The 16,139-nt window shown below is 70.1% G+C and carries 13 protein-coding genes; 11 read left to right on the forward strand and 2 right to left on the reverse strand.

Going from position 1 to position 16,139, the window contains the following annotated elements:
• Window positions 1–39 precede the first annotated feature (39 nt).
• Window positions 40–1,206, reverse strand: coding sequence for a helix-turn-helix domain-containing protein (locus IAE24_RS09400; protein ID WP_199961454.1), 1,167 nt, complete (start codon window positions 1,204–1,206; stop codon window positions 40–42).
• Between the two features lie 274 nt (window positions 1,207–1,480).
• Between IAE24_RS09400 and IAE24_RS09405 the strand changes: the two genes are divergently transcribed.
• From IAE24_RS09405 to IAE24_RS09445, 9 genes are all read left to right on the forward strand, one after another.
• A complete protein-coding gene (locus IAE24_RS09405; RefSeq protein ID WP_013803615.1) occupies window positions 1,481–1,957 on the forward strand; it encodes a (2Fe-2S)-binding protein in 477 nt (158 codons plus the stop codon).
• A gap of 29 nt (window positions 1,958–1,986) precedes the next feature.
• On the forward strand, window positions 1,987–4,377 hold the full coding sequence (locus IAE24_RS09410) for a xanthine dehydrogenase family protein molybdopterin-binding subunit (RefSeq protein WP_199961455.1): 2,391 nt from the start codon (window positions 1,987–1,989) through the stop codon (window positions 4,375–4,377).
• Window positions 4,378–4,387: 10 nt separating this feature from the next.
• Entirely contained in the window at window positions 4,388–5,179 is a 792-nt protein-coding gene (locus tag IAE24_RS09415) for an FAD binding domain-containing protein (RefSeq protein WP_013803613.1), read from the forward strand.
• Window positions 5,180–5,187: 8 nt separating this feature from the next.
• Window positions 5,188–6,126, forward strand: a complete 939-nt coding sequence (locus IAE24_RS09420; RefSeq protein WP_071954693.1) for an AAA family ATPase — start codon at window positions 5,188–5,190, stop codon at window positions 6,124–6,126.
• Window positions 6,123–7,379 (forward strand): vWA domain-containing protein, encoded by a 1,257-nt coding sequence (locus tag IAE24_RS09425; RefSeq protein WP_199961456.1) that lies wholly within the window; start codon window positions 6,123–6,125, stop codon window positions 7,377–7,379. Before IAE24_RS09420 ends, IAE24_RS09425 begins: the two co-directional genes overlap by 4 nt.
• Window positions 7,380–7,417: 38 nt before the next feature.
• Window positions 7,418–8,149 (forward strand): CoxG family protein, encoded by a 732-nt coding sequence (locus IAE24_RS09430; RefSeq protein ID WP_047325844.1) that lies wholly within the window; start codon window positions 7,418–7,420, stop codon window positions 8,147–8,149.
• A gap of 256 nt (window positions 8,150–8,405) precedes the next feature.
• Window positions 8,406–9,476 (forward strand): XdhC family protein, encoded by a 1,071-nt coding sequence (locus IAE24_RS09435; RefSeq protein ID WP_199961457.1) that lies wholly within the window; start codon window positions 8,406–8,408, stop codon window positions 9,474–9,476.
• A gap of 170 nt (window positions 9,477–9,646) precedes the next feature.
• A complete protein-coding gene (locus IAE24_RS09440) occupies window positions 9,647–10,339 on the forward strand; it encodes an AzlC family ABC transporter permease (RefSeq protein WP_133072818.1) in 693 nt (230 codons plus the stop codon).
• Window positions 10,340–10,344: 5 nt separating this feature from the next.
• The gene (locus IAE24_RS09445) at window positions 10,345–10,683 is read left to right on the forward strand and encodes an AzlD domain-containing protein (protein WP_199961458.1); all 339 of its coding nucleotides are present in this window, start codon (window positions 10,345–10,347) and stop codon (window positions 10,681–10,683) included.
• A gap of 2 nt (window positions 10,684–10,685) precedes the next feature.
• Here IAE24_RS09445 and IAE24_RS09450 read toward each other — a convergent pair whose 3' ends face one another.
• Window positions 10,686–11,075 (reverse strand): nuclear transport factor 2 family protein, encoded by a 390-nt coding sequence (locus tag IAE24_RS09450; RefSeq protein ID WP_013803605.1) that lies wholly within the window; start codon window positions 11,073–11,075, stop codon window positions 10,686–10,688.
• 421 nt (window positions 11,076–11,496) lie between these two features.
• On the opposite strand from IAE24_RS09450, the gene IAE24_RS09455 reads away from it, so the two are divergent.
• Both IAE24_RS09455 and IAE24_RS09460 read left to right on the forward strand, forming a co-directional pair.
• Entirely contained in the window at window positions 11,497–13,119 is a 1,623-nt protein-coding gene (locus tag IAE24_RS09455) for an efflux RND transporter periplasmic adaptor subunit (RefSeq protein ID WP_199961459.1), read from the forward strand.
• Window positions 13,120–13,165: 46 nt separating this feature from the next.
• A partial coding sequence (locus IAE24_RS09460; protein WP_200016366.1) for an efflux RND transporter permease subunit occupies window positions 13,166–16,139 on the forward strand: 2,974 nt, incomplete at its 3' end.

A 16,139-nucleotide genomic window follows, 5' to 3' on the forward strand; every position in this document is an offset into this window, starting at 1 on the left:
CCTAAAAGAAATCCGTGTGAACCCGAGGAAACGTCCCGTTCAAGTGGTGGTGTGAGGCTTGCGGGCCCCCAGTTTGCGGTACAGCGTGGCGCGGCTGATGCCCAGCGCGCGGGCGGCCCGGGTCACATTGCCCTGGGCGTCCTGCAGGGCCTGCTCGATCAGCACGCCCTCGCTGGCGCGCAGCGGGCTGGCCTGGGCGGCGGCAGCGAGTGCCGCCGTGCCCAGCGCAGGCAGCAGCTGGCGCAGCTGGGGGCCGGGCTGCACCAGGGCCTGCAGCCGCAGGCCCGACCACAGCGGCAGGCGCAGCGGCTCGTTGGGGCGCTGGCGCGCATGGTCCACCAGCGCCGTCCAGGGCATGGCCAGCAGTTCGCTGCAGTGCAGCGGCTGGCCCGGCAGCGACAGCGGCTGGGGCACCAGCTGGCGGGCCAGGGTATTGCTGCCCGCCACATGCCCTTCGGCGTCCACGGCCAGCAGGCCTTCGCCCTCCTGGCCCAGCGGCCCGCCGGGCCAGTTCAGGTGCAGCAGCAGGGCATGGGGCAGGGCGCGCAGCAGCCGGTCCTCGATGGCGCGGGCGCAGCGCAGCGCCAGGTGCATGAGTTCGGGCCGCTCCGGCACATCCACGCCCGTGATGTCCAGCATGCCCAGGCAGCTCCCGTCCGGGCCGGACAGCGGCGCACCCGCGCAGCTGTAGTGGCGGTTGGCCTCGAAGAAATGCTCTGCCCGGTGCAGCCAGACGGGGCTGTGCTCGGCCAGGGCCGCGCCAATGGCCGTGGTGCCCACGCCCTGCTCGGACAGGTCCACGCCCACGCGGGCGATGGCCTGCACGCGGATGTCGCTGCGCTCCAGCGGCCCCTGCACCTCCAGCACCGTGCCGCGTGCATCGGTCAGCAGGCTGAAGTAGTGCATGGCGCCCACGGCACCCACCAGCTGGGCCATCACGGGGCGCGCGGCCTGCAGCAGCACCTCATGGCCATCACGGGTCTGGCGCAGCGCATGCGGCCCCAATGCTTCGTAGACCACGCGCTCGTCCGGGCGGCGGCCTGCCGCCAGGCAGCGCTGCCAGGAGCGCCATAGCCAGGGTGCGATGCCGGGCGGTGAACCGGCCAGCGCCTGATCGCCGAAAACCAGGCTGCGGGCCCGGGCGACCTGCTGGTGGCGCGGATCGGCGGGGCAGGGCTGCGCGGCGTCGGGGCTCAGGGCGAACATGGGGCGGGAACTCCTGTGGCTGGCTGGCAAGGGATTGCGAACGGGCTGGCAGGCTGGCACGGTCGAAGCCGGGGCGCGCAGGCGCAAGCGGTGCGGGCTGCGGCTGCGGCTGCGGTGACGACTGTGTCATTTTGAGAATATCCGCGCCGCCTGGCCCGGGCTTGCGGGTCAACCCTAGAACGGGCGCCTGCGGGCAGGGCGACCATGGCAGGCGAGGTTCCCGGCGTTCCCCCACGTTCCAGATCACCGCCGATCACAGGCAGGAGACAGCACGATGAATGTCCAGCTCACCGTCAACGGGCGCGCGCAGCGCATCGACGTTCCGCCCAACACCTTGCTCGTGCATGCGCTGCGCGAGCACCTGCGCCTGACCGGCACGCATGTGGGCTGCGACACCAGCCAGTGCGGGGCCTGCACCGTCATCGTCGACGGCCACGCCGTCAAGTCCTGCGCCATGCTGGCCGTGCAGGCCGAAGGCTGCGAGGTGCGCACCATCGAAGGGCTGGCGGATATCGACGGCGGCCTGCACCCCATGCAGGCGGCCTTCAAGGAGTGCCACGGCCTGCAATGCGGCTTTTGCACGCCGGGCATGGTCATGAGCGCCGTGGACCTGTGCCAGCGCCAGCCGTGCGCGGGCGATCGCGAGATCCGCGAGGCGCTGGAGGGCAACCTGTGCCGCTGCACGGGCTACCAGAACATCGTGGCCGCCGTGAAAAAGGGCAGCCAAGCCATGGCAGGGCCTGCGGCCTGAGCGCCGCAGGTCACCACAAGGAGACAGCCATGGGTGCATCCGACTTTTCCAAGCTCCCCCACATCGGCGAGCCCGTCAAGCGCAAGGAGGACTACCGCTTCCTCACGGGCGCGGGCCAGTACACCGACGACATCGCGCTGGCCGCCCAGGCCCATGCGGTGTTCGTGCGCTCGCCGCACGCGCATGCGCGTGTGCGCTCCGTTTCCACCGATGCGGCCAAGGCCGCGCCCGGCGTCATCGGCGTGCTCACGGGCGCCGATGTGGCGGCCGACAAGATCAACGGCCTGCCCTGCGGCTGGCTGATCACCAGCACCAACGGCGAGCCCATGAAGGAGCCGCCGCATCCCATCCTGGCGCTGGACACCGTGCGCTACGTGGGCGACCAGGTCGCCATGGTCGTGGCCGAGACGCTGGAGCAGGCGCGCGACGCGGCCGAGCTGGTGGAGGTGGACTACGACCCGCTGCCCGCCGTGGTGCTGGTGGCCGACGCGGCGGCCGGCAGCGTGCCCGGCGCGGTGGTGCATGACATCGCGCCCGACAACCACTGCTACAAATGGGCCATCGGCGACAAGGCCGCCGTGGATGCCGTGTTCGCCGGCGCCGCCCACGTCGCCCAGCTGGACCTGGTCAACAACCGGCTGATTCCCAACGCCATGGAGCCGCGCGCGGCCATCGGCAGCTACAGCCGCGCCAATGACGAGTACACGCTGTACGTGGCCAACCAGAACCCGCACGTCGAGCGGCTGTTGATGACGGCCTTCGTCATGGGCCTGCCCGAGCACAAGGTGCGCGTGATCGCGCCCGACGTGGGCGGCGGCTTCGGCTCCAAGATCTTCCTGTATGCCGAGGATGTCTGCCTGACCTGGGGCGCGCGCAAGCTCAATCGTTCCATCAAATGGACGGCCGACCGCAGCGAATCCTTCCTCACCGACGCGCATGGCCGCGACCACGTCAGCCATGCCGAGATGGCCATGGACGCCAGCGGCAAGTTCCTGGCCATGCGCGTGCACACGGATGCCAACCTGGGCGCCTACCTGAGCACCTTCGCCAGCGCCGTGCCCACCATCCTCTATGCCACCTTGCTGGCCGGCCAGTACGCCACGCCCCAGGTCTACGTGGAGGTCGATGCCTGGTTCACGAACACCGCCCCCGTCGATGCCTACCGGGGCGCGGGCCGGCCCGAGGCCACCTACCTGCTGGAGCGCCTGGTCAGCCGCTGCGCCTGGCAGCTGAACCTGTCCCAGGCCGAGATCCGGCGGCGCAACTTCGTCACCAGCTTCCCCTACCAGACGCCCGTGGCCCTGCAGTACGACGTGGGCGACTATGGCGCCTGCATGGACAAGGCCGAGGCCCTGGCCGACGTGGCCGGCTTTGCCGCGCGCCGTGCCGACAGCGAGGCGCGGGGCCTCAGGCGCGGCCTGGGCTACAGCAGCTACATCGAAGCCTGCGGCCTGGCGCCCAGCAACATCGCGGGCGCACTGGGCGCGCGGGCCGGCCTGTTCGAATGCGGCGAGGTGCGCGTGCACCCCACGGGCAGCGTCACCGTGTTCACGGGCTCGCACAGCCATGGCCAGGGGCACGAGACCACCTTTGCCCAGGTGGTGGCCGCGCGCCTGGGTATACCCGTGGAGAACGTGGACATCGTCCACGGCGACACGGGCCGTGTGCCCTTCGGCATGGGCACCTATGGCTCGCGCTCCATCAGCGTGGGCGGCGCGGCCATCATGAAGGCGCTGGACAAGATCGAGGCCAAGGCCAAGAAGATCGCGGCCCACCTGATGGAGGCCAGCGACGCCGACATCGACTTCGCGGGCGGCGAGTTCACGGTGCGTGGCACGGACAAGAAGATCCCCTTCGCCCAGATCGCGCTCACCGCCTATGTGCCGCACAACTACCCGCTGGACAAGCTGGAGCCGGGCCTCAACGAAACCGCCTTCTACGACCCCACCAACTTCACCTTTCCCGCAGGCACCTACATCTGCGAGGTCGAGGTGGACCCGGCCACGGGCGTGGTGCGCGTGGACCGCTTCAGCGCCGTGGACGACTTCGGCACCATCATCAATCCCATGATCGTCGAGGGCCAGGTGCACGGCGGCGTGGCCCAGGGCATAGGCCAGGCGCTGCTGGAAAACTGCGTCTACGACCGCGAGACCGGCCAGCTGCTCACCGGCAGCTTCATGGACTACGCCATGCCGCGCGCCGACGACTTCCCCGAATTCAAGCTAGGCACCGTCTGCACGCCCTGCACGCACAACCCGCTGGGCACCAAGGGCTGCGGCGAGGCGGGGGCCATCGGCTCGCCGCCCGCCGTCATCAATGCCGTGCTCGACGCACTGCATCCCCTGGGTGTCAGGGACCTGGACATGCCGGCCAGCCCGCACCGTGTCTGGTCGGCCATCGACGCCGCAGCCACCTCCTGAGGAGAGCGCCATGTACGCATTCACCTATGAAGCCCCGGGCACCACGGCCGACGCCGCCGCGCTGGCCGCGCAGGGCGGCCAGTACCTGGCCGGCGGCCAGAGCCTGCTGCCATCGATGCGCCTGCGCCTGGCGCGGCCCGAACAGATCGTGGACCTGAACCGCGTCCAGGGCCTGGCCGGCATTGCCGTCAACGGCCAGACCGTGGAAATCCGCGCCATGACGCGCCATGCCGACGTGGCCGCCAACCCGCAGGTCCAGGCCGCCATCCCGGCCCTGGCCGAGCTGGCCGGCGGCATCGGCGACCGCCAGGTGCGTGCGCGCGGCACCATCGGCGGCTCGCTGGCCAACAACGACCCCGCTGCCTGCTACCCCAGCGCCGTGCTGGGCCTGGGCGCCACCGTCGTCACCGACCGGCGCGAGATCGCGGCCGACGACTTCTTCCAGGGCATGTACACCACGGCGCTGGGCAGCGGCGAGCTGATCACGGCCGTGCGCTTTCCCGTGCCGAAGAAGGCCGCGTACCTCAAGTTCAAGCAGCCCGCCTCGCGCTTCGCCCTGGTGGGCGTCTTCGTCGCCCAGACCGACAGCGGCGTGCGCGTGGCCATCACGGGCGCCGGGCTCAGCGTGTTCCGCCATGCGGGGCTGGAGGCCGCGCTCAACCAGAGCTTCACGCCCGACGCAGCCGCCCAGGTGCTGATCGACCATGCCGACCTCAACAGCGACCTGCATGCCAGCGCGCGCTACCGGGCGCAGTTGATCAGCGTGCAGACGCAGCGTGCGGTATCGCAGATGCTGGGGTGACACGGCGGATGCCTTCCGAGCAAGCCATTGCCTCCATAGACGCCCTGGTCGCCGCGCTGCAGGCCGAAGGCTATTTCGCCGACCGGCGCCTGGCCACGGCCGTCTTCCTGGCCCTGCGGCTGCAGCGGCCGCTGCTGCTGGAGGGCGAGCCCGGCGTGGGCAAGACCGCGCTGGCCCAGGCGCTGGCACGCGTGCTGGCGCGCCGCCTGATCCGGCTGCAGTGCTATGACGGCATGGAGCAGCGCGAGGCGCTGTATGAATGGAACTACGCGGCCCAGCTGCTGCACCTGCGCGCGGCCGAGCTGGCCTCGGCGCAGCCCGCGGCCGCACCGCAGCAGGACCGACTGCAGCGCGCAGAGCAGGAGGTCTACCAGGAGCGCTACCTCGTAAGCCGCCCGCTGCTGCAGGCCCTGCAGCAGCCCGAGCCCGGCGCCGTGCTGCTGATCGACGAGATCGACCGCGCCGACGAGCCCTTCGAGGCCTTCCTGCTGGAGTACCTGGGCGAGTACCAGGTCAGCATTCCCGAGCTGGGCACGGTGGCGGCGCGCGTGCCGCCCGTGACCGTGCTCACCAGCAACCGCACGCGCGACCTGCACGACGCCGTCAAGCGCCGCTGCCTCTACCACTGGCTGGACTATCCCGGGCGCGAGCGCGAGCTGGCCATCGTGCGCGCCCTGGTGCCCGGGGCCGGGCAGGCCCTGACGGCCCAGGTGGCGAGCTTCGTGGGACGGCTGCGCAGCCAGCCCTTTGCCGACGCCTTCCAGCGCGTGCCCGGCATTGCCGAAAGCGTGGAATGGGCCAAGGCCCTGGTGGCTCTGGACACCCTGGTGGTCGATCCCGAAGTCGTGCACGACACGGCCGGCATCCTCTTCAAGCAGCGCGAGGACGTGACCGCGCTCACGCCCGAGCGGCTGCAGCAACTGCTGGCGCCGGAGCCCGCGCCGTGACGGCTGGTGCAGCCGGTGCCGCCGGTGCCGCCGATGGGGGCGAGCGCACCAGCTGGCTGGGCGATGCGCGCAGCGGCAAGCTGGCTGGCAACCTGGTCGGCTTTGCGCGTGCGCTGCGCCGCGCGGGCGTGCCCGTGGATGGCGGGCGCATGGCGCTGGCCCAGCAGGCCCTGTCCCTGGTCGGCCTGGCGCGCGAGGACATGGCCGCCGCGCTGGAGGCCGTATTTGTGAGCAACGCCCAGGACCGCGCCGTGTTCCGCGAACTGTTCGACGCCTACTTCCGCAATCCCGATGTGGCCAGGCAACTGCTGGCCCAGTTGCTGCCGCAGGCGCCCCGGCCGTCCGCGCCGCGCCACCGCCCGCGCGTGCAGGAAGCCCTGTCGCCCCGCCAGGCCGGCGAGGGCAGGGCCACCGTCGATGAAGAGCTGAAGCTGGACGCCGCCATGACGGCCAGCGAGCGCCACCGCCTGCGCCATGCCGACTTCAACCAGCTCAGCGCCAGCGAATACCTGCTGGTGCAGCGCCTGGCCCGGGACATTGCCCTTCCCTTGCCCCGCTACCGCAGCCGCCGCACGCGCACCGGCCAGCGCGGCGCGGTGCCCGACTGGGCTGCCAGCCTGCGTGCGGCATCGCACCATGGCGGCGAAATGCTGCAGCTGCTGCGGCGCGAACGCCGGCGCCTGCCGCTGCCCTGGCTGGCCCTGGTCGATGTCTCGGGCTCCATGGAGCGCTATGCGCGGCTGCTGCTGGCCTTCCTGCACGCGGCCACCAGCACGCAGCGCCATGCGGGCCTGCGCCGCCAGGTCTTCAGCTTCGGCACCGAGCTGCGCGACCTGGGCCCGGCCTTTGCCCAGGCCGATACCGACGCCATGCTCGAGCGCGCCAACGCCGCGATTGCCGACTTTGGCGGCGGCACGCGCCTGGGCAGCAGCCTGGGCGAACTGCGCCGCCTGCATGCGCGCCACCGGGTTTCAGGCCTGGTGGGCCGGCGCACCCTGGTGCTCATCATCAGCGACGGCCTGGACACCGGCGATGCCGCCGAGCTGGACCGCGAACTGGCCTGGCTGCGCCGCCACAGCGCGCGGCTGCTGTGGCTCAACCCGCTGCTGCGCTTTGACGGGTATGCCCCACTGGCCCAGGGGGCAGCCGTGCTGCATCGTCATGCCCATGCCATGCTTGCGGTACACAACCTGGAATCGCTGCAGCAGCTGGCCGGTCACCTGGCGCGGCTGCTGGCGGCGCCAGGCCGCTGAGCCGCTTGCGGCCACCCCCATCGCAGAAAGGAATTGCCATGGAAATGCAAGCCAGCCGTTCCCTTGCCGTCAGCCAGCAGCAGGCCTGGGAGGCGCTCAACGATCCTGAAACGCTCAAGGCCTGCCTGGCCGGCTGCGACCGCTTCGAACCCCTGGGCGATGACCAGTACGCCGTGGGCATGGCGGTCAAGGTGGGGCCGGTATCGGCCAAGTTCAGCGGCAAGGTCACGCTGTCCGACATCACGCCGCCCGAGCGCTACCGCATCGCCTTTGAAGGCCAGGGCGGCGTGGCCGGCTTCGGCAAGGGCGAGGCCGACGTCACCCTCACCCCCGAGCCCGCTGACGCCGCAGGCCAGCCGCGTTGCCTGCTCAGCTACAGCGTGCAGGCCCAGGTCGGCGGCAAGATCGCCCAGCTGGGCCAGCGGCTGATCGACGGCGCCGCCCGCAACATGGCCGACGACTTCTTCGCGCGATTCGACACGCTGATGCAGCAGCGCCACCCGCGCGCGCCCGCAGCGCCTGCCGATGCAGGCGACACCGCCGACCTGTCCCACCTGCCTGCCGGCCTGGCCGATGAAACCGGCCACATCGAGCCCACCGTGGACGCCCAGGCCTGGGAGCACGACGCCGCAGCCGGCGTGGCCACGCCGCTGGATGCCGCACCGGCCACCGAGGCCGAGGAACGCTCGCGCCGCGCCATCCCGCTGTGGTGCTGGGGGCTGGCCATCGTCGTCGTCCTTGGGGCTGGCTGGCTGCTTTCGCGGTACTAGGGCGCTCCCCCTGAGCGGCTGCGCCGCTTCCCCCTCTCTCTCGCTTCGCGGGAGGGGGACGACGCCCTCGCCGCGAGGCGGCTCTTGCTCGGCGTCTCTGGCCTCAGATTTGTTGTGGCTTCTATGCTTCGCCCTGCGCTACCAAGCCCTTTTTACATGCTGCTGCACCCTTCTTGATGCAGAGAGACAATAGCCGCCGAAAAACGCCAGGCGCCCAGCTGCACAGGCAAGCCAGGTGCCGGCGTGGAGATTTGCAATGGAAAACCTGGATGTTCATGTTCTGCGCCACCTCGCGCAATGGCGCGCTCAGGGCGAGCGCGCGCTGCTGGCCACGGTGGTGCGCACCTGGGGCTCGTCGCCCCGGCCCATCGGCTCCATCATGGCGCTGGGGGCTTCGGGCGCCGTGGTCGGCTCCGTGTCCGGCGGCTGCATCGAGGACGACCTGATCGCCCGCTACAGCCACGCCTCGGACGCCGACGCCTTGCGAGACGGCGCGCCCCGGCTGCTGCGCTACGGCGTCAGCGCCGACGAGGCCCACCGCTTCGGCCTGCCCTGCGGCGGCACGCTGGAGCTGCTGCTCGAATTCAATCCCGACGCTGCTGCGCTGCAGCAACTCGTCCAATGGCTGGACGAAGGCCGCATGGTGCGGCGCACCGTGGACAAGGCCACCGGCCAGGTCGTCCAGCAGGTCAGCGATGCGCCCGAGCCGCTGGTGCATGACGGGCAGCAGGTCGCCAACAGCTTCGGTCCCGAGTACCGCATGCTGCTCATCGGCGCAGGCCAGCTGTCCGAATACCTGGCCACCATGGCGCTGTTCAACGGCTTTGCGGTCACCGTCTGCGACCCGCGCGAGGAATACAGCCGCCACTGGAGCGTGGCCGGCGTGCAGCTGTCGCGCGAGATGCCCGACGACCTCGTGCGCACCATGCGCGCCGATGCGCGCACCTGCATCATCGGCCTCACGCACGACCCCAAGCTCGACGACCTGGCCCTCATGGAAGCCCTGGAATCCCCGGCCTTCTACGTGGGCGCCATCGGCTCGCGCCGCAACACCGCGCTGCGCCTGCAGCGCCTGAGCGAGCACTTCGGCCTGGGCGACGCGCAACTGGCGCGCCTGCGCGGCCCCATCGGCCTGTACATAGGCAGCAAGACGCCTCCCGAAATCGCCGTCAGCATCATGGCCGAGGTCCTGGCCGCCAAGAACGGCGTGGCCCTGCCGCGCGGCATGACCGTGGAAGAAGGCAAGCTTGCCGCCGCCCAGCCCCTGCAGCCGCTGGAGGATGACGGGCCCGAAGGCATCACGCCCTTGGTGTGCGGGGTGGGGTAGACGGGGCGCCGCAGGCGGGTGGCACGGGCCTGCAGTGACGGGAGTTGAGACGCTATATTGATCGATCTTCTTTCATAGAGGGGGGCGATCATGTGTTTGGCTGGGAATGAGGCCGGCTTGCCCGGCACGATTGTCGGCAATCCTGTGGCGAAATGGTTCGGAGGCGCGGCGTGAGCGGCGCTCGTCCGCTGGCTGCCGGCCTGACCGCCAGCCTCTCCGTGGCGACGGGCTATCTGCCGATTGCTTTTTCCTTTGGCGTGGCGGCCGTTCAGGCGGGTCTTGCTCCATCCATTGCGGTGCTGGCTTCCGTGCTGGTCTATGCCGGAGCCAGCCAGTTCCTGCTGATTTCGTTGCTGGCTTCGGGAGCCGGGCTGTGGACCGCTTTGCCCACGGTGCTGTTGATGAATGCGCGGCATGTGCTGTATGGCCCGGCCCTGCAGGTGGTGCTGGGGCCGCGGCAGCGCCTGGCCACGCCCTGGTTGGCCTTTGGCCTGACCGACGAGGTGTTTGCCACCGCCATGAGCAAGATGCAGGGCGTGCCAGAGGCCGAGCGCGAGCACTGGTTTCTGGGCCTGCAACTTGGCGCCTACGCGGCCTGGGTGGGAGGTACGGTGATGGGGGTGACGCTGGTGGGCGAGGTGGATCGGTGGCCGGCAGCCGTCCGCGAGGGGCTGGCCTTCGTTCTGCCGGCGTTGTTCTTTGCGCTGCTGCTGGAGGCGGGGGTGCTGCGCTGGTGGCGTGCGGTGCTCACGGCCGCCGTGGTCGCTGCGGTGCTGGTTTGCTTCATTCCGGGCTACCACGCCCTGGCGCTGGCGATCCTGTGCGGTGCGCTGGCGCATGCGGCCACGGCCGACAGGGGCTGACCACCATGTCGTACACATTCTGGATCTTGCTGTTGTGCGGTGCCGGCACCTTTGGCCTGCGCTGGTTGCCGTTGTGGCAGGCACGCCGCAGAGGGCACTCTGCACGGGCGTCTCGGAAGGTGCAGAGGTGGCTGGCGGGTGTCGGGCCCGCCGCCATCGCTGCCCTGTTCGTGGTGTCAACCTGGGGGCTGTTGGTCAGCGATGTCCACTGGGGGCGGGTGGCTGTGATCGCCCTGGCGCTGCTGGCCATCTGCCTCGCACGCCTGGTGCGTGGAGGCATTGCCATGCCGACCTTGGCTGGTGCGCTGACCTACGGCCTGCTGGCCCATTTCAAGCCCTGGTGATGTCAGTGCGGCTGGGCATGGAAGGCCTTGTTGGCAATCTTCCAGCCGGCCTCGGTCTTGAGCAGCACGAAGTAGTCGATGAAGGTGATGGCGCCGTGCACCAGGGTGATCTTGGCGCTGGCCGCCGTGCCGCCGATGTCGATGGCGTCGATGCTGCGGCGGCGCGTGGCCTCGTCGGCGGCGGGCTGGCCCTTGAAGCGGGCGCAGTAGGTGTCGATGTCCCAGGAGGTCAGCGGGCCTTCGCGCACGCTTTCGATGCGGGCGGTGGGCATGAAGGCGGCGCGCATGTGGGCGCTGTTGTCCTCGGCATGGCCGCGCATGTACAGCTCCAGCGGCACGCGCACGGCGGCTTCTTCGGGGTGGTCGGTCAGGCGTGGGTTGGCAGTCGTCATGGTGTTCTCCTGGGACGGATGGATGGCGGCCTGCGCTTGCAGGCCAGCGGCCGCGCATCGTAGCCACAAGCGCGGGGGGCAGTCCAACGGGGGGCGAGGCGCGGGCCGCGCCGGGGTGCGGTGCAATGCCTTGTTTTCTATGGACTTTCGGGCTGATGCGCCCCGCATTGGCCGTGCCTGGGTCAACAGTGTTTTGAGCGCCGTGCCCTGTCTGAGACCCTGCCGACGGGTGCCCGACCTGTTCCAAAAACGCTCTGGCCAGAGCGGGTAAAGCCGGGGTAAAGCGGGGGTAATGCCTGCGTAAAACGGCGATCTGCCTCGTTTTGGAGAGCATGGGACTGGCTACCATAGCCGCATCCGCCGCCGTTCCCCGTTCCGGGGCCGGACCCACGGTTTCCTCCCACGACTTCCCGCAGTGACCATGAAACGCCTGTCAAGCAGCCCCTTTGTTGCAGATGCCCACGGCGTACGCCAGCGCGGCCGGGTACGGCCCGCCCTGATGTGGGGCGTGGTGGCACTGGCCCTGGTGGCGGGGGGCGGGCTGTGGTGGTGGAACAAGCGGGCGCCGGCGCAGGGCGAGCAGGCCTCGGCCGGTGCGCCCGGCCCGGGTGGCGGGCGTGCGGGAGGCGGCCGGCGCGGCCCCGGCGGGCCGGGTGGGCCTGGCGGCCCCGGCGCCATGGGTGCCCAGGCGCAGCCGGTGTCCGTGGGCGTGGTGGAGCGGCGCGACATGCGCGTGCTGATCAGCGCCATCGGCACCATGAACCCGCGCGCCACGGCCGTGGTGCGCGCCAAGGTGTCGGGTGAGTTGCTGCGCCTGCATTTCAAGGAAGGCGACGAGGTCAAGGCCGGCCAGCTGCTGGCCGAGATCGATCCGCGCAGCTTCCAGGCCAGCTTCAACCAGATCCAGGGCACGCTGCAGCGCGACCAGGCGCTGCTCAAGAACGCCCAGCTGGACCTGCAGCGCTACAAGGAGCTGCAGGCCCAGGATTCCATTGCCGGCCAGCAGGTCGATACCCAGGCTGCGCTGGTGCGCCAGTACCAGGGCACGGTGGCCGCCGACCAGGCCCAGGCCGATGCGGCCAAGCTGCAACTGAGCTACACGCGCATCACGGCGCCCATTGCGGGCCGGCTGGGCCTGCGCCAGGCCGACCGGGGCAATGTGGTCAACCCTTCGGACACCAACGGCATCGTCACCATCACCCAGGTCAAGCCCATCGATGCGGTGTTCTCCGTGCCCGAGGCCCATGTGGGCACGCTGGCACGGCGCCTGGCCGAGGGCCGCGAGCTGCCCGTGGAGCTGTGGGACCGGGACCTGAAGCAGCAACTGGGGCGCGGCCGCCTCAATGCGGTGGACAACAGCATCGACATCGCCACCGGCACCATCAAGGCCAAGGCCGCTTTCGACAATGCCGAGGGCCGGCTGTTCGCCAACCAGTTCGTCAACGTCAAGTTGGAAGTGGACCGGCTGGAGCAGGCGCTGACCGTGCCGACCACGGCCGTGCAGAACAACTACGTCTACCTGGTCCAGGAGGATGGCACGGTGACGCAGCGGCGCATCGCCGTGGGCGTGACCGATGGCGACCGGGTGAGCGTCAAGGGCGAACTCAAGCCTGGCGAGCAGGTGGTGGTGGACGGCATTGACCGCCTGCGCGAAGGCGCCAAGGTCACGGTGATCGAGCCCGACAAGGTGCAGAAGGTGGACCAGGCCGTGCAGGATGCCTCCGGCCAGCCGCGCGGAATGCGCAACCTGCCGCCCGATGTGCGCGCCAAGCTGGCGACCATGAACCCCGACGAGCGCAAGGCCTACCTGCAGAAGCTGCGTGCCGAGCGCGGTGGGCAGCGCAATGGGGGTAACGGTGGCAGTGGCAGTGGCGGTAACGGTGGCAACGGCGGCAACGTGACTGCGCCGGCGGCCGAAGGCTCCGCGCCCGCAGGCCAGTCGCCGGCACCGTCGCCCGGATCGCCACAGCCTTCGCCCGGCCCGACGCCTGCCGCGCCTTCTGCGCCTGCTGCTCCGGCGGCTCCCGCTCCGGCCGGGCGCTGAGCAGCGCCCCGGCACCTGAAGACTGCAAGCCCTTCCAGGCGGCCCCATGAATCTTTCCCGCATCTTCATCCTGCGACCCGTCGCCACCTCGCTGCTGATGGTGGCGGTGCTGATCGCCGGCCTGCTGGCCTACCGGCTGTTGCCGATTTCGGCCCTGCCCGAGGTGGACTACCCCACCATCCAGGTCACCACGCTGTACCCCGGTGCCAGCCCCGACGTGATGACCTCCAACGTCACGGCGCCGCTGGAGCGCCAGCTCGGCCAGATGCCGGGGCTGTCGCAGATGTCGTCCACCAGCTCGGGCGGCGCCTCGGTGATCACGCTGCGCTTTGCGCTGGACATGGCCATGGACGTGGCCGAGCAGCAGGTGCAGGCCGCCATCAACGCGGGCTCCAACCTGCTGCCCAGCGACCTGCCCATGCCCCCGCTGTACAGCAAGGTCAACCCGGCGGATGCGCCCATCCTCACGCTGGCCATCACCTCGCCCTCGCTGCCGGTGATCCGCGTCAACGACCTGGTGGAAAACCGCCTGGCGCCCAAGCTCTCGCAGGTCAACGGCGTGGGCCTGGTGGCGATTGCCGGTGGGCGCCGGCCTGCCGTGCGCATCCAGGCCAACCCGACGGCGCTGGCCGGCCTGGGCATGACGCTGGACGATGTGCGCACCGCCATCGCCGCCGCCAACGTCAAGCAGGCCAAGGGCGGCTTCGACGGCCCGGCGCGCGCCTCCACCATCGATGCCAACGACCAGCTGCAGTCGGCGGCCGAGTACCGCAACCTCATCATCGCCTTCAAGAACGGCCTGCCCGTGCGCCTGTCCGACATCGCCCAGACCGTGGACGATGCCGAGAACACGCGCCTGGCCGCCTGGGCCGGCACGCCCGAAGGCGGCTCGCGCGCAGGCGTGATCCTCAACATCCGGCGCCAGCCCGGCGCCAACGTGATCGAGACGGTGGACCGCATCAAGGCGCTGCTGCCCCAGCTCAAGGAGACCCTGCCGGCCTCGCTGGACGTGCAGGTGCTGACCGACCGCACGGTGACCATCCGCGCCTCGGTCAACGACATGCAGCTGGAGCTGATGCTGGCCATCGCCCTGGTGGTGGCGGTGATCTTCGTCTTCCTGCGCAGCGCCTCGGCCACGCTGATACCGAGCTTTGCCGTGCCGCTGTCGCTGATCGGCACCTTCGGCGTGATGTACCTGGCCGGTTTTTCCATCAACAACCTCACGCTGATGGCGCTGACGATCTCCACCGGCTTCGTGGTGGACGATGCCATCGTGATGATCGAGAACATCGCGCGCTTCGTGGAAAAGGGCGAGCCGCCCATGCAGGCCGCGCTCAAGGGCGCCAAGCAGATCGGCTTCACCATCATCTCGCTGACGATTTCGCTGATCGCCGTGCTGATCCCGCTGCTGTTCATGGGCGACGTGGTGGGGCGGCTCTTCCACGAGTTCGCCATCACCATGGCGGTGGCCATCCTGATCTCGGCCGTGGTCTCGCTGACGCTCACGCCCATGCTGTGCGCGCGGCTGCTGCGCCACCAGCCCGAAGGGGCCGAGGAAGAGCGGCATGGCCGCCTGTACCACGCCACGGGCCGTTTCTTCGACCGCACCATTGCCGGCTACGGCCGCATCCTCACCTGGGTGCTGGACCGCCGGGGCCTGACCTGGATCGTCTTCCTGGCCACGCTGGCCGTGACCGTGCTGCTGTACTTTGCCGTGCCCAAGGGCTTCTTCCCCGACCAGGACACGGGCACCATCCAGGCCACGACCGAGGCCGACCAGTCCATCTCGTTTGCCGCCATGGCCGAGCGCCAGCAGGCCCTGGCCGAGCTGCTGCTCAAGGACCCGGCCGTGCAGAGCATCTCGTCCTTCATCGGCGTCGATGGCAGCAACACCACGCTGAACACGGGCCGGCTGCTGATCGACCTCAAGCCCCATGGCCAGCGCGATGGCGTGCCCGCCGTGCTGCGCCGCCTGTCCGACGATGCGCTGCAGATCCCGGGCATACGCCTGTACGCCCAGCCCGTGCAGGACCTGACCATCGAGGACCGCGTGGCGCGCACCCAGTACCAGCTGCTGATGTCCTCGCCCGACATGGCGCAGCTGACCACCAGCACCCAGGCCCTGGTCGAGCGCATGCACGACCTGCCCGAGCTGGTGGACGTGGGCAGCGACCTGCAGAACCAGGGCCTGCAGGCCTTCGTGCAGATCGACCGGGCCCAGGCCAGCCGGCTGGGCGTGACGGTCGCGGCCATCGACACGGCGCTGTACAACGCCTTCGGCCAGCGGCTGATCTCCACCATCTTCACGCAGTCCAACCAGTACCGCGTGGTGCTGGAAGTGGCGCCGCAGTTCAAGATCGGGCCCGAGTCGCTGCAGGCCATCTATGTGGCCTCCAGCGCGGGCGCGCCCGTGCCGCTGTCCTCGGTGGCCACGGTCAGCGAGCGGCCCATGGCCCTGGCCGTGAACCATGTGGGTCAGCTGCCGGCCGCCACCATCTCGTTCAACACTGCGCCCGGCGTGTCGCTGGGCCATGCGGTCAAGGCCGTGCAGGACCTGATGGCCCAGCTGCGCACCGAGGGCCATATGCCGCTGTCGGTGGACGCCGCCTTCCAGGGCGCGGCCCTGGCCTTCCAGGCCTCGCTGTCCAACACGCTGCTGCTGGTGCTGGCGGCGGTGATCACCATGTACATCGTGCTGGGCGTGCTCTATGAGAGCACCATCCACCCGGTGACCATCCTGTCCACGCTGCCCTCGGCCGGCGTGGGCGCGCTGCTGGCCCTGCTGCTGGCGGGGCTGGACCTGGACATCATCGCCATCATCGGCATCGTGCTGCTGATCGGCATCGTCAAGAAGAACGCGATCATGATGATCGACTTCGCGCTGGAGGCGCAGCGCGAGGAGGGGCACACGCCGCGCGAGGCCATCTACCAGGCCTGCCTGCTGCGGTTCCGGCCTATCCTGATGACGACCTTGGCGGCTTTGCTGGGGGCCTTGCCGTTGATGCTGGGGACGGGGGTGG

Origin of the sequence: Delftia sp. S65 (assembly GCF_016516495.1) — a bacterium.
GTDB classification, from domain to species: domain Bacteria; phylum Pseudomonadota; class Gammaproteobacteria; order Burkholderiales; family Burkholderiaceae_C; genus Comamonas; species Comamonas acidovorans.

Excerpts from the sequence above, each read along its gene's own strand:
- IAE24_RS09415 (WP_013803613.1), top strand. The coding sequence starts at position 4,388 with ATGTACGCATTCACCTATGAAGCCCCGGGCACCACGGCCGACGCCGCC.
- IAE24_RS09420 (WP_071954693.1), top strand. The coding sequence starts at position 5,188 with ATGCCTTCCGAGCAAGCCATTGCCTCCATAGACGCCCTGGTCGCCGCG.
- IAE24_RS09445 (WP_199961458.1), top strand. The coding sequence starts at position 10,345 with ATGTCGTACACATTCTGGATCTTGCTGTTGTGCGGTGCCGGCACCTTT.
- IAE24_RS09450 (WP_013803605.1), bottom strand. The coding sequence starts at position 11,075 with ATGACGACTGCCAACCCACGCCTGACCGACCACCCCGAAGAAGCCGCC.
- IAE24_RS09455 (WP_199961459.1), top strand. The coding sequence starts at position 11,497 with ATGAAACGCCTGTCAAGCAGCCCCTTTGTTGCAGATGCCCACGGCGTA.
- IAE24_RS09410 (WP_199961455.1), top strand. The coding sequence starts at position 1,987 with ATGGGTGCATCCGACTTTTCCAAGCTCCCCCACATCGGCGAGCCCGTC.
- IAE24_RS09405 (WP_013803615.1), top strand. The coding sequence starts at position 1,481 with ATGAATGTCCAGCTCACCGTCAACGGGCGCGCGCAGCGCATCGACGTT.
- IAE24_RS09435 (WP_199961457.1), top strand. The coding sequence starts at position 8,406 with ATGGAAAACCTGGATGTTCATGTTCTGCGCCACCTCGCGCAATGGCGC.
- IAE24_RS09400 (WP_199961454.1), bottom strand. The coding sequence starts at position 1,206 with ATGTTCGCCCTGAGCCCCGACGCCGCGCAGCCCTGCCCCGCCGATCCG.
- IAE24_RS09430 (WP_047325844.1), top strand. The coding sequence starts at position 7,418 with ATGGAAATGCAAGCCAGCCGTTCCCTTGCCGTCAGCCAGCAGCAGGCC.